This is a genomic window from Clostridium sp. UBA2485, from assembly GCF_002341865.1.
Taxonomy (GTDB): Bacteria; Bacillota; Clostridia; order Clostridiales; family Clostridiaceae; genus Clostridium_J.
Window position 1 is genome coordinate 14,758 of the sequence record NZ_DDOV01000046.1, and the last position, 14,445, is coordinate 29,202.

Consider the following 14,445-nt stretch of genomic DNA (forward strand, 5'->3'; position numbering starts at 1 on the left):
TTATATAATTAAAAACTGCTAAAGATTTATTTAAAATCTTTAGCAGTTTTTAAGTCATCTACACTTAATATTTTGGAAAACATATTTCAATATTTACTTTATAAAGCTTCTTTATACTTAAATCATAAATATTTAAATGCTTAGTTATTCGAATAGAGGTATCTAACTTTTCTTTGCTCTTAAAGCCTTTCTCATCCACAAAATCTTAAATTTCTTGTCTGCTATCTCTCCCTCATAAGTATCAAATTCTTTAAAACCTGATCTTTCATATGCTTTTATTGCTCTCTTATTAAATTCTGCCACTCCTAATCTAACATAATCTCCTTTATAATTATGATGATTGGTTGCAAAATCTACACATTCTGATACATATTCACTACCCAATCCTTTTCCAGTTAGATCCGGCCTTAGACCAAAGCCTATCCACATCTCATAAATTTTATTTAGATTATCTTTTACTGTTTTTATGTCTACATATCCATCGTCTTCAGAACTTCCATCAACCTCTTCAAAAAATTCTATAGTAAGCTCCCCTATTAAATTATTATTCTCATCTAAAGCTGCAAATTTTCCGAAACCCCAGTATTCTTCTTCTAATAACGACTCTTCTTCATTGCAGTAATCATATACAGAATATTCGCCTTCATATTTCCAATTGTTAATCATCTCTCCTGCATACTCTTTGTTCATTGAAATAAACTTATATTTCATCTTCTCTCCTCCAATTATATTCATACTCTACACTTGCTTTATATTTTGTAAAACCTTCTCTAAGATATAGATTTAATGCACTCTCATTTTCTATATCTACACAGAGCATAGCCTTAGGCATTCCTTTACTTCTTCCATAGCCTATTGCTGCTCTTAATAAATTTCTACCTATCCCTTTTCCTCTATACTCTGGATTTACACACACAACAGATATGTATGTATATTTTTCTCCTGCTTCAAATTCCACTGAAGCACGTATAGTTCCTATAGGTTCCTCATTATAATAAAGTAACATCATTCCATCTTCTAAATGGCAATGTGGCTCGCTCTTCCAATATAAACAAACATTTTCTGGTGTTCTTGGAGAATCCTCTGGAAATCCAATATTTCTAACCTTACACCACTCCATTTCATCCCTATTTTCTTTAAAAGTCCTTAACTCATATCCCTCTGGAAAAGTAGCTTTAGGAACTTCTCTATCCTCTCTAATCATAGTAAAACTATATCCACCTAACTTAAATTGTAAAGCTGTTAATATTTCAGCCATAACCTCATTCTTTTGATCTATATATATAAATATTTTATCTATGCCTTCTATTTCTTCCAATATTGCTCTAAGCATAATCTTATAATTATCTATTTTATTTTCAATGCTATGAAATATCCTTAATCTACCCATTCCTCCCTGTTTATAGAAGTCATCTAAAATGAGGGAAATCACCCCTTTAATATTATTATCACTCACTAATATATAAGTTGGATTTTCTTTATTAATCTCAAAACTCTCTAAATCTATATCACTTAATCCTTCATCATTAGGATCCCCTCTATACTTCTTACAATACTCAATAAAGTCTTCAACCATTTCATCTCTTAATCTTTCAACCTTCATGACTCTTCCCCTCCATTATCTATATTTATGAAAATATTACCATTTATCACTCTAATCTTATATATCCAAAATAATTCTGTATTAAAGTTGAGCAGAGAGATTTACTTTGACATTTAACCATAAGAATTAGTATTATTTTAAAACAGCATCTCAATTTAAAATAGAAAAACCTATAAACGCAGTATCTTCTCTACGTTTATAGGTTATTAATTTAAATGACCTTTACTCAAACTGTGAATAATATAATTGGCTATAAAAGCCCTTTTCTCTTATTAAACCCTTATGATTTCCCTGCTCTATTATGTTACCATCCTTTACTACTAATATATGGTCAGCACTTTTTATAGTAGAAAGCCTATGTGCTATAACAAAGCATGTTTTACCTTTCATAAGATTTCTCATAGCCTGCTGAATTTGTATTTCCGTTCTTGTATCAACGTTAGAGGTTGCCTCATCTAAAATAAGCATTTTAGAATCTAAAAGCATGGCTCTGGCTATTGTTAGCAACTGCTTTTGACCTTTGGATATATTAGTTCCATCATCTGTAAGAATTGTATCATATCCATTTGGAAGTCTTTTTATATAAGAGTGAATTTTGGCTGCCTTAGCTGCGTTTATTACATCTTCTAAGGTAACATTTTCACTACCATAAGCAATATTTTCAAAGATAGTTCCTTGAAATAGCCAAGTATCCTGTAGTACCATAGCATAGGATTTTCTAAGACTTTCCCTTGTTATGTCCCTTATCTCCATCTCATCTACATAGATACTTCCATGGTTTACATCATAAAATCTCATAAGAAGATTAATCAATGTAGTTTTTCCTGCCCCAGTAGGTCCAACAATGGCAACCATATTTCCGGATGGTGCCTCCATACTAAGATTTTTAAGAATTATTTTATCTGCTGTATATCCAAAGGATATATTATCAACTTTTACATCACCATGAACATGTAAAAGTTCCTTGGCATCTTCTTTATCTCTCTCTTCTGCCAGCTCATCCATAAGCTGAAAAATTCTTTCTGCTGCTGCTAGTGAAGATTGAAACTCTCCTACAATATTTGCAGATTCATTGATAGGTCCAGAAAATTTCCTAGAATATAATACAAATGAAGAAATATTTCCTAGACTCATTTGATTATGTAAGTACATGATTGCACCAAATATACTAATTAATGTTAAAGATAAATTGTTCATAAAATTAACTGATGGTCCAACCATAGAACCATAATAATCTGCACGATAATAAGCATTCACTGCATCTTCATTCTTTCTTCTAAATTTATCCTTGGTATTCTCCTCTTGATTATATGCCCTTAATGTCTTCTGTCCTGATACAAATTCCTCAACCATTCCATTTAGTTCTCCAAGCTTTCTTGAACGATTACGAAACATAGGTCTTGTAATTTTTGTCATCCTCTTTGTGAGTATAATAGATAACGGAACTGTAAATACAAAAACTAATACTAGCTTTGTGGATATCATAACCATAGAAATAAATGATACAACTACTGTAATAATACTTCCACAAATGGTAACTAAATCTGCTGTTAAAGATGCATTTAGGGTATCAATATCATAGGAAATTTTACTTATAATATCTCCTGTAGCATGGGTATCAAAATACCCTACAGGAAGTGAAAGTAAATGATCAAATAAGTCCTTCCTTAATTTATAGGATATCCTCTTACTAACCTCCAGCATAATCACTGATAAAATATAGGCTAAAATAGAGGATATTATATAAAATATAATCATAAGTCCACAGTAATAATATACTTTGCTAAAGTTTACCGCACCATTTCCCAGTTCAATGCTATCTATGGCATATCCTGATAGCATAGGACCCATTAATGCAAATAAATTACTTCCAATAGACAGTAGAACCGCAATAATTATTAATGCCTTATATTCTAAAAGATAGGACATTATTCTTCTTAAAGCATGAATCTTATTCTTTTTCATAATTACAACATGCCCTCCTTGTTCCATGTAAACTGCTTTAGGGTATTTTCTTACTTAAAGGAATTTACTCCTCTAGTTGTGACTCACTAATTTCTCTGTATATATCACAACTTTCTATAAGTTCCTGGTGGGTTCCATAGCCCACTATCTCTCCATCCTCCAAAACACAGATATGGTCAGAAGACATAATAGAGCTAATTCTTTGAGCAATCATTATAGTTGTGGTTTCCTTAAAATGATTTTGAAGTTCCTTTCGTAACGATGCATCTGTTTTATAATCTAATGCACTAGAAGAGTCATCTAGGATTAAAATCTCGGGATGTGCTGCAAGCGCTCTTGAAATTAGTAATCTTTGCTTTTGTCCACCACTTAAATCTACACCTCTTACTGCTACTTTAGTTTGAAATCCCTCTGTCTTTCCTTCTATGAACTCAGTAGCCATTGCATATTCTGACGCTGCCTTTATCTCAGCTTCACTTATATCTCTTCCAAATCGAATATTTTCAAATAGGGTATCTGTGCTAATAAAGTCATTTTGAAATACAACTCCAAATTTTTCTCTTAATACCTTCATATCAATTGATCGTACATCTTCTCCATTAATTCTAATTGCCCCTTGATCCACATCATAAAACCTCATTAATAGTTTAACTATAGTAGACTTTCCAGAGCCTGTAGCTCCAATAATACCCAATGTTTCTCCTTTTTTAATACCAAAGCTTATATTATTTATATTACTTTCCTTATGATTATAAGAAAAAGATACATTATCAAATTCTATAGCATATCCATTATCTATCTTTGGTATATCTTTAATTACAAGCTCCTCTTCAGCATTTAAAATCTCATTTATACGTTTTGCTGAAGCACTTGCTTTTGAATAATTGGTGAAAACCCTAGAAATAAATAAAAGAGCATTTAAAATTAATGTAACATAGGTTAAAAATGCAACAATTACTCCTGGCTTCATAACTCCACTATTTACTCTATAGGCTCCTGCTAAAATAACTAGTACTGTTCCAAGGTTTAAGCATAGATTCATAACTGGATTTAAAACAGCCATCACCATTCCAGTCTTTTTTTCTTGCTCTACAGCAGCTTTATTACGATAATCAAATTTTTCTCTTTCATAATCTTCCTTTGATAAAGCTTTAATAACTCGTATTCCTGTCACATCTTCCCGTACAACCCTTACAAAATCATCTATCTTTTTTTGGACAATAGAATACATTGGAATTCCTACTTTTGAAACATATGTAACTGCTAAAAATATAATAGGCATCACTGAAATCATAACTAAAGTAAGTATTGGATCTAGTGTAAAAGTAATAATTATACCACCTATGAGTAAGATAGGTGCTCTTACTCCAATTCTTTGCATCATACCTAGCATCTGGTGAATGTTATATGTATCAGAGGTAACTCTTGAAATTAAAGAAGGTAATGTAAAGTAATCTACTTGATTATTAGAAAGATAAGTTATCTTAGAAAATAAATCATTTCTTACACGTTCCGTTGTATCTCTTGCAACTTTAGATGCCATCCTATTGGCTATAATGTTAAATGCTACTGCAATAATGGAGCATAAAAGCATAAGTCCACCCCAAATAAGAATTGGTTGTACCTGTTTTAATGGGATAATCTCATCAATCATATAGGATAATATCCAAGGAAGTGCCAGTTCTACAATGGTACCTGTAAATTTTATGGCAAGTCCAATACTCATTCGAAAAATATATGGTTTTAGATATTTAAATATTTGCTTCATTTTTATTTCCACCTAATACATAATTATATATTTAAAGTAAAATTTGCTTCTTAATATATTATACACTTATATTTCATAAAAATCGATTTTAACGCAAGAAAAAATTCCGAAAGACCTAAGAAAAAAGAACTTTTCATAGAAGAAAAATATAAATGCCTTAAGGTAAAAATAATTTACTAAAAGCCAAGAAGGAACTCTTAAAAAAGCTCCATATACTAAAAAGGAGGATGTTACAAAAAATAAGTTTATCTATCTAACAGAAATTTAATCTAACTAATTTAGTAGCGAAAAATATAAATTAAATTTAAAAAAGATGACTCCTGTTCAATACAGAAATCATCTTCTTAACCTATTTTAAGCTTTTAATTTTTCTTTGACAAAGGGTATATTTTAAAGGTCTTTTTTTACTAACTAACTATTTTCTTATCCGTTTAAGACCATTCCGTTACTTCATCTTTAAGTTCAGGTATAGAATTGCTAGTGAATATAGGATCTTTTATACCTGCTCTCTTCTGATTTTTGTAATCTTCTAGAGCTTTTAATGCAATTTTGCTTAATAGTACAATAGCAATTAAGTTTACTATAGCCATGAGTCCCATGAATACATCAGCTAAATTCCAAACTATATCCATGCTGACAATAGATCCAAAGAACACCATTGCACCAACAAAAACTCTATAAAGCTGTAAATAAATTTTCTTATCTGTTATAAATTGAATATTGGTTTCACCATAATAATAATTTCCAACTATAGAACTAAAAGCAAATAGTAATATACATACGGAAATAAATATTCCTCCCCAAGATCCTACTTGATTATTAAGGGCTATTTGAGTAAGTTCTATACCTTTAACTGAGCCGTCAAGTGGAGCACCTGATAATAATATCATGAATGCTGTACAACTGCAAATTATTATAGTATCAGTAAAAACTCCAAGGGTTTGTATAAAACCTTGCTTAACTGGATGGGATACTGTAGCAGCTGCAGCAGCATTAGGCGCAGAACCCATACCAGCTTCATTTGAAAACAGCCCTCTCTTTATACCTTGCATTAAGGCTGTTCCAATTCCACCACCAACAACTTCATTAATACCAAAGGCATTTTCAAAAATCATTGATAATACTGAAGGAATTGCTGAAAAGTTTTTAACAACTATAAATAATGCAACTATTATATAAAAAATAGCCATAACAGGAACTAAAACACTTGAAACTTTTGCAATTCTATTGACTCCTCCAAAAATAATGGCAATAGTAAGCATTGTTAAGATAGCTCCTACAACAGTTTTATTAAATCCAAAAGAACGGTATAAAGAAAGAGTTATAGTATTTGCTTGAACTGAATTGAATACTAGTCCAAAACAAATGGTTATCAGAATGGCAAAAAGCATTCCCATCCATTTCTTTTTAAGTCCTTTTTCTATATAGTAAGCAGGTCCACCTCTAAAGCTATCTCCATCCTTAACTTTATAAATTTGTGCCAAAGTAGATTCTATAAAACTAGAGGCACCACCTATAAGTGCTATAAGCCACATCCAAAATACTGCTCCAGGTCCACCAATTGCAATTGCAGTTGCTACACCAGCTAAATTCCCAGTACCAACTCTAGAAGCCGTACTTATACAAAAGGCTTCAAAGGAAGATACAGAATTCTCTTCTTTATCCCCTGTGGCACCATCTCCTAAAAGTCTAAACATCTCTTTAAAATTTCTAAATTGAACAAACTTGGTTTTAAAAGTAAAATACACACCAATTACTATGAGCATAGCAATTAAAATATAGGTCCATAGAAAGTTGCTAATATGTGAAATCATTCCATCTAAAAACGCCATCTTTTGTAAACTCCTCCTTTTTTCTTCAGTTATTCATTAAAAATCTATTTGTTAATACAATATATTATTTATGAATATAATATATTATTTATGGCAAAATTGCAATAAAAATATTTGAATATTTCATAAATTAATTGAAAATATACTGCAAACCAGTAAAATCATGGTAAAAAAGAATAAAATTAAAATACATCATTCATTTTATTGCAAAATACACTATACTAGGATATTAAGGATTAATATAAGTTAAATGTTGAGATAGGGTAAATTTAATCTTTGAGCTTCAAAAAATATTAATTTTTTTGTGAATATACTTTTGAAGTATGCCTTAACTCTAATTGATGATGAAGAATAGAAATACTTACCTGACACAAAGTGGCTATAAAAATTCTATCAATTTAGAATCTGCATTACATTATCCAATATAATATAGGAAGGTAATTTTTAATTTCTAGGAGAAGTTTACCCATTTTGAGTATTGTATTGGAATTTAATACTCAAAAAAACAAAAACTTAGATTTATATATCAATTTATAATTGATATATAAATCTAAATTCATAAATAGTTCAAAATTTATTCTATTTTTTATAGTATATAAATCAGCTTAGTTACAAATTGAATGAATACAAAATATAATTATTATATATCATATTAATCAATTAAAAATCTATAAATGTAGTAAACTACTTCATTACTACTACAAGTTTCATATCAGTTAACTGGAACCCCTTTAAGAAACCTAGATTATGATATAGCTCTTCTGCTTTATTTCCTACATGTACATATAATCTAATTACTGGATATTCTTCATTTAAAACTGTAAGTGCACTTTTTAGCATTTTAGTTCCAATGCCCTTTCCAGCATAGCTAGGCTTTACAGCTATTTGAGATACCAATGGCCATTCTTGCCACATAGATATATAACAAACTCCTACTAATTCTTTAGTAGCTTTATCATATACTAGAGTAGATGCTCTATTTAAAAGTTCTACATCTAAATTACTATCAAAATACTCCTTAACCCATTTAGTATACTCATCTACACTGTAATTGAAATTCAATCCTTCATTGTTTTGGAAGGCCTCATGGAGTAGCTTTCCCATTTTTAATTCATCTTCTCTTTTCGGCGATCTAACATAATAATCATCTTCCCAGTTAATATTAAAAACCTCAGTTGGCCTTATCATCCAACGGCCACTTTCTACTTTTATAAAACCTAGCTTTTCATATAGTTCAACTTGAGATGAATCAACTGTAGATGCTTCAATAGGTTTATCAAAATCTGACCAATAAACTAATATTTCTTTAAGTTTCTTCAGTACTTCATATTCATCTGAATAAGGTGGAATTAGAAATACTCCCTCTATAAAATTAGGCTTAATAAGTGCTCCTCCAATCTTTCTACCACCCTTAAGTATCCAAAAACACTCATCTTCCTCATCTATGATTGAACGCATTATATCATAATTCTTTTTAAACCATCCATTTGCCTTTTGTAATCCATAGTATGTTGCATAATATTTAGAAAATGATTCCTGTTCTGCCCTTTGAAGTTCATAGCCATCTCCCAAATTATATATATCTATTTCCTTTGAATAATTCTCTAATGTCATTTATGATCCCCCCTGTGGCTATTTAGCTTTTTAGAAAATATATATCAGTTACTGATTTCTCTTTATAATCTCTAGGCAAAATATCCATATACACCTCATCATAAGCTTTTCCACCTATAAAATGAGATTCCCGTCTTCTTCCAAATTCCTTAAAACCAACTTTTTTATACATTCCTATTGCTTTTTCATTATGAGAATAGACAACCACCATCACATTATGTAGATTTAGTATGTTAAAACAATAATCTATAATAAGTTGCATTGCTTCCACTCCATACCCCTGTCCCCTAAAATTACTATCCCCTATTAAAATTGCTAATTCTGTTGCTCTATCTATATAGTTTATATCTTTAAGCCAGCAGAACCCAATTAACTTATCTTCTTTTAAATCAACTATTGATAAATGATTAGCCTTGCTACTATAATTTTCCCTAAAAAATTCTTTAGTACTTTCTATGGAATAATTGCCTGCTGCGTCTCCTAGTCCAATGGTTGTTTTCATATCCGTAAACCACTCTGCAAATTTTTCGTAATCTTCGTAAAGCATTTGTGCTAAATAACATTTCTCACCTATTAACTTCTTTAAATATCCCATTGTTTTCCCCCTATAATTTTTACACTTTACACTTTTCCTACCAAGCAGCATTAGCATAATCTTTAAAGCTTATTATTGTAGTAAAATTATTGTTTAATTTAAATTAAAATTTAATATTCACTTTAATTCTTGGAAAACTCATAAGATGCAATACCTACTGCTACGGATAAATTTAAAGAATCAATTTCCTTTGAATGTGCTATTGAAATACTTGTGCCAATGTTTAAAAACTTATCATCAAGACCAGTAGCTTCATTTCCAAAGACTAAAGAATATAATTTATCTTCATGAGCTGCTATATTTTTAATGGAATTTTCTCCATCTATCATGAAAGTATAAATATTATGGTGAATAAAATCTTCAATATAAGTATTAAAGTCACTATAGTAACTAAAACTGATTTTGAAAAGTGCTCCCATTGATGCTCTTATAACCTTGGGATCAAATACATCTACTCCAGGGCTTATAATTGCTAAATTATCCATTCCAAATCCGACCATAGTTCTAATAATAGTTCCCATATTCCCCATATTACTTGGATTAACTAAAACTATATGAGACTTATTCCTATCTAAATCTAAACTATATTTTTTAAAAATTCCTATAACATAATAGTTTTCTTTATCTGTAATTCTAGAAAATATATCATCATTAACCTTTATATCTATGTTTTTACTTCTACATAACTCATATAAATTTATTCCATTATCCTTTTCTATATAACTAGACTTTACAACAATAGCTATAACCTTATCTGGTCTTGTATTAATTAATTCAATGGTTGCAAAGGCTCCAAAGGTATAAGAGTATTCAAACTGCTTTTTATATTTTTTAAGAATCATCTCTTTAAATTCCTTTTCATTACTTTCGAATTTCTTTCTTAGAAAAATTATAATATCTATCCTATAATTCTTATATATCCAAAACAATTCTATATTAAAGTTGAGCAAAAAGAAGACCTTATTATCAAGATAATAAGATCTTCCCTAATACACAGCATAATTTAATATGCTTGACCCACAAAAATTAATATATAGATTTTTTTAATATCCTATGATTTGCCTTCCCCATCTATAGGGGTATTTTTTTCTTTCACTTATTAAATTATTTCTTCTTACCATAAAAATAAGTTATATTATAATTTAATTTTGTTGTAAAAAGCTATCTTTACAGATTTTTCACAGCCTCTTTTGATAAATGAATGTGACCTCATTCAGCAGCTTCTGCCTCTGCTTTAGTTTTATGAATTGTACCATGAGGGTGATTAGGTGGTGCATAGATAGAATACAATTTAAGCGGTTTATTACCAGTGTTTATTATATTGTGCCATTTACCAGCTGGTATAATGATTGCAAAATCATCATAGACTTTTCTTAGGAAGTTCAAATCATCTTTACTATCACCCATTTTAACAATTCCTTGTCCTTCTTCAATACGTAGGAATTGATCAACATGTGGATGAACTTCTAAACCTATATTATCTCCAACATCAATGCTCATCAATGTAAGTTGCAAATGATTTCCTGTCCATAAAGCGGTACGAAAAGTATTGTTTTGCTTAGTAGCCTCAGTAATATTAACTACAAAAGGCTCTGGTCCATAATCCTTTAACTCATTTAAATAATCACTCCTTGCAAATCGCAAAGAGTAAGCCCATGAATCATACTCCGCCCCATCAGTAAAATAAGTATACTGATTATCAAACTGATTAGAAAAGTCTGTGGTATCCCCGTAATAAGGGTGCGAATAGTTCCTGTAATAATTATGCATTTTTCCCTTTCCTTTCATATGACTATAACATCATCATATGTTCTCTATATATATATTGTGCTTCGCTCCACAGAAATGATATGACTCAAAATCTAACACCTAAGTCGAAAATTTTATAAATTTTATAAAACCAGAATTTTTAAGTATCCATTTTTAATTATGATGATAGCAAAGAAATGATAATATTATATAGTCATCTATTTTTGAATATTTCTGCTTTCTTTTTTTCTAAATTACCTTCATAATATTTTTTAATCGTTATTTTCTTGCTAGTTCACTGAACTTTGCTTCATTCAAGTTATTAACCTTCACTAACATTTCGAATTTACCTAAATATTTTACTGATTTTATTTCTATTTTAGTATTAATTTTCATCTTTATAATCATATCTATCACCCAATAATACCGTAAGAAATTTAGCCAGTATTGTACATAAAAATATTAGCTTATTTATCATTAATAATGTGTCTGCTGCATCATTGAGCAACTTTTCGGAGCTCTAAACCGTTCACTGCTGGGCTAAAACTCAGCAAGCTCCACCTCACTAACTTTCTTTCTACGCTTAAAATGTTATGTTACCATGACATCTCCAAGACTCAATACAAGACTGTTTGTTGAATCTTACCTTGACAGGATTTCCACCTTTTAGAATGTACGCCTTGTCAGAATGCATCACCAATAGTTACCGCGCCACAAATACAGACTATAAAAAATTATAGGTGGAGTTGTCCACCTATAATTCTCAATTATATTACAATAAAACATTGTAGCACCGTTGAAATTTTAAATGTTCTTCAACATAGATATATTCTCATTTTTTTGATCTCTTATTTTGTATTCTAAACTTTTATATAATGAAAAAGCAGGTTTGTTATATTTAAAAACGTTGAGTAATATTTTATTAAGTCCTTTTTCTTTTGCTTCTTTTTCAAGCAAAAGTAAGGTCTGTTTTCCATAACCTTGTTTACGGAACTTTTCAAGTATTAAGAAATCACAAATAAACGCTATATCTTCCTTATACTTTTGATACCAGATAAACCCTACGCCCTCGTTATCGCTATTTACAACCACATAAATATAATTATCCTTTGTGTACTTTCCTTGTGGAAGCAATTCATTAAAACTTTTTTTTGCATTTTCAAGCGCATTTTCTTCGCTGGATAGACCAGATTTTATTAAATCTTTTGAATAAGCTAGAATATCCCCCTCAGCGAATTTATCAAATTCATCATCACTCATTTCTCTAAATCTTATATTAAAATCCTCCATTTTCTTTCTCCTTTTTAGTTCTTCAAATATAAAAATTACATACTATTAAAATTTTTTCTCCAATTCCAAATTTCATTAATTCTCTCAACTTTAAAAGCTAAATCCCAATAAAATTGCTGATCTCCTCCAAGCATTCCCCTACACTGTGGTGACATCTTCATAACTCGATTAGCTGCCTCATATATCAATGCCCTTCCTATTCCCTTTCTTCTACACCACCATACAACTCCAAGTGGCTCTAATTCACAATAAGGCATTTTTTCATTGTACCAAATGATAGCAAATCCCACTGGTTTTCCTTCATTATCCAATACGCACAAATCAAGTTCTGGTTTATACCCTGGCATTTTTCTTAAATCGTGAAATCCTCTTTCTCCTGTTTCCGCTATAGGAAGTGTATAGTTAAAAGAAAACATATGCGTATTAGACAGAAAAAAATCTGGTGTTTGAGTTCCATCAACTATCCTATATCCATTTGGAAGTATGACATCAAACTTCTTTTCTGAAAACGGAAGTATTAAAGATCTCTCCACTTTTTGAGATAACTCATATCCTCTCTCTTTTGCCATCTTTTTTACCAAGCCATATTCTGGCGGAATGACTACATGTAAGTCTCTTGCATTATTTTCATAGTCTTTTTTAAAGCAAGAGAGATGTGTTTCTGCATGATAAAACATTCTCTCTAGTAGTTCTCTATCTCTTTGTCGCTCTAAAGAATCAAATAGGAAGAAGGCATCTCCATGCCATACACCTTCGCATATAACTGCTGAAATAATATTCCCCTCTTCTTCCCATATACCTACTATATGTCTCCAATTATCTTTTACATTTGCCCATGCACTATGAACTCCACGACTAAACTCATGACGACTTACTCCCCATGGTGGATTACTCCATGCATAACTATTTAATACAAGTTTTTCTAATTTTAGAAAGTCTTCATCTGTATAATATCTAAAAGAAATACTCATAATTCTCCCCCCTTCTACATCAAAGCTCATTTGTTATAAATTTTATCATCTCTGCTCATCCTCTTATTCTCAGAACAATTTTCTACAATTGTTTATTTGTTTTATTATAAACTTCTCTTTTGTATGTATTACAATAATATATAATTCTTTCTAACTTAATCGTCTAATTTTCTCGAATATACTTCAGCCCATGCAGGAAAAAAGCCAGCATTTATAGCAATATTCTTAGAAATTATGTGAGATACTGAAGTCCCATAAAAAGGTATCTTTCTACGCTTTAGCATTTCCTGTTTTAATAATGCAACTAGATTTGTACCAATACCTTTTCCTCTATATTCAGGCAATACATCAATACCAATTTGATATAAAGTTTTACTATCTTCACTAATTCCTGCCATACCCATTATAGTATCACCATCAAAAGCAGCAACTCCAAGAACATCTGAGTAATTGTCATTAAAAACAAAAGCTTGCTCAAACCTGCTGTCTCCTCGAAATTGTAATATCTCTTGTTTTTCAAACCATTTTACTGCAGTAATTGGCCTTACATCACAAGTAACGGTATCAGGTAGATAAAAGTGAGACATCTCATCAATTTCATGACCAAATTCTCTTAATTTATTATCTATGGCCCTAAGCCTATCATAATCAAACAACCAGCTGGCATTTTGCTTTAGAATATTATCTTTAAGCCATGGNNTGGTGTTATTTTTTCATCAGCATAGATTATTGCCCTTCCTCCTATGCTAATTATTTTAAGGAAGAATCTATCATCTCCATAGATACGCCTGCCATTTAGGAGTTTATTTTCAGTAATTGTATTTCCCTTTTTTTCAAAGTCTAAAGGTTGACAATTATAATCCAGTGCCAATTGTTTTTTGGCTATACTAAGTATTTCAGTTTTTGTATACATATTTTACGCCCCCACCCTTTAATGCGAAAATTATTTATATCAACATAATTGTTAAAATAATCAACTATGTTATATTAAGTTTTTCAAATCTATTTCTTTGCTATATTTTTTAAATAGTCTTCTTTTGTTAATCCAAAACATATCT

13 protein-coding genes and 1 pseudogene are annotated in these 14,445 nt (G+C 30.3%); 1 reads left to right on the forward strand and 13 read right to left on the reverse strand.

Translation table 11 applies throughout. From position 1 onward, the window contains the following. Positions 1-162 precede the first annotated feature (162 nt). From B3603_RS08700 to B3603_RS08715, 4 genes are all read right to left on the reverse strand, one after another. Complete coding sequence (locus B3603_RS08700) at positions 163-711, reverse strand: GNAT family N-acetyltransferase (protein ID WP_291563445.1); 549 nt, start codon at positions 709-711, stop codon at positions 163-165. Beyond that, entirely contained in the window at positions 701-1,603 is a 903-nt protein-coding gene (locus B3603_RS08705; protein ID WP_291563449.1) for a GNAT family N-acetyltransferase, read from the reverse strand. Before B3603_RS08705 ends, B3603_RS08700 begins: the two co-directional genes overlap by 11 nt. Positions 1,604-1,825: 222 nt before the next feature. Beyond that, on the reverse strand, positions 1,826-3,568 hold the full coding sequence (locus tag B3603_RS08710) for an ABC transporter ATP-binding protein (protein WP_291563452.1): 1,743 nt from the start codon (positions 3,566-3,568) through the stop codon (positions 1,826-1,828). 64 nt (positions 3,569-3,632) lie between these two features. Continuing rightward, on the reverse strand, positions 3,633-5,336 hold the full coding sequence (locus tag B3603_RS08715) for an ABC transporter ATP-binding protein (RefSeq protein WP_291563454.1): 1,704 nt from the start codon (positions 5,334-5,336) through the stop codon (positions 3,633-3,635). Between the two features lie 286 nt (positions 5,337-5,622). On the opposite strand from B3603_RS08715, the pseudogene B3603_RS23230 reads away from it, so the two are divergent. Beyond that, positions 5,623-5,694 (forward strand): annotated as a pseudogene (locus tag B3603_RS23230) (IS3 family transposase); the annotation flags it as partial. Between the two features lie 73 nt (positions 5,695-5,767). Here B3603_RS23230 and B3603_RS08720 read toward each other — a convergent pair. The 9 genes from B3603_RS08720 to B3603_RS08760 all read right to left on the reverse strand — a co-directional run bounded on the left by B3603_RS08720 (position 5,768) and on the right by B3603_RS08760 (position 14,043). Next, entirely contained in the window at positions 5,768-7,168 is a 1,401-nt protein-coding gene (locus B3603_RS08720) for an alanine/glycine:cation symporter family protein (RefSeq protein WP_291563457.1), read from the reverse strand. A gap of 684 nt (positions 7,169-7,852) precedes the next feature. Further along, the gene (locus B3603_RS08725) at positions 7,853-8,782 is read right to left on the reverse strand and encodes a GNAT family N-acetyltransferase (protein WP_291563460.1); all 930 of its coding nucleotides are present in this window, start codon (positions 8,780-8,782) and stop codon (positions 7,853-7,855) included. Positions 8,783-8,804: 22 nt separating this feature from the next. After that, a complete protein-coding gene (locus tag B3603_RS08730) occupies positions 8,805-9,377 on the reverse strand; it encodes a GNAT family N-acetyltransferase (protein WP_291563463.1) in 573 nt (190 codons plus the stop codon). 122 nt (positions 9,378-9,499) lie between these two features. Continuing rightward, the gene (locus B3603_RS08735; RefSeq protein ID WP_291563466.1) at positions 9,500-10,219 is read right to left on the reverse strand and encodes a TrmH family RNA methyltransferase; all 720 of its coding nucleotides are present in this window, start codon (positions 10,217-10,219) and stop codon (positions 9,500-9,502) included. Between the two features lie 367 nt (positions 10,220-10,586). Then, the gene (locus B3603_RS08740; RefSeq protein WP_414632375.1) at positions 10,587-11,165 is read right to left on the reverse strand and encodes a cupin domain-containing protein; all 579 of its coding nucleotides are present in this window, start codon (positions 11,163-11,165) and stop codon (positions 10,587-10,589) included. A gap of 240 nt (positions 11,166-11,405) precedes the next feature. After that, entirely contained in the window at positions 11,406-11,534 is a 129-nt protein-coding gene (locus B3603_RS08745; protein WP_291563468.1) for a hypothetical protein, read from the reverse strand. Positions 11,535-11,930: 396 nt separating this feature from the next. Beyond that, entirely contained in the window at positions 11,931-12,416 is a 486-nt protein-coding gene (locus B3603_RS08750) for a GNAT family N-acetyltransferase (RefSeq protein WP_291563471.1), read from the reverse strand. A 35-nt stretch (positions 12,417-12,451) separates the two neighbouring features. After that, positions 12,452-13,387, reverse strand: a complete 936-nt coding sequence (locus tag B3603_RS08755; protein ID WP_291563474.1) for a GNAT family N-acetyltransferase — start codon at positions 13,385-13,387, stop codon at positions 12,452-12,454. 155 nt (positions 13,388-13,542) lie between these two features. Next, positions 13,543-14,043, reverse strand: a complete 501-nt coding sequence (locus B3603_RS08760; protein ID WP_291563477.1) for a GNAT family N-acetyltransferase — start codon at positions 14,041-14,043, stop codon at positions 13,543-13,545. Positions 14,044-14,445 lie beyond the last annotated feature (402 nt).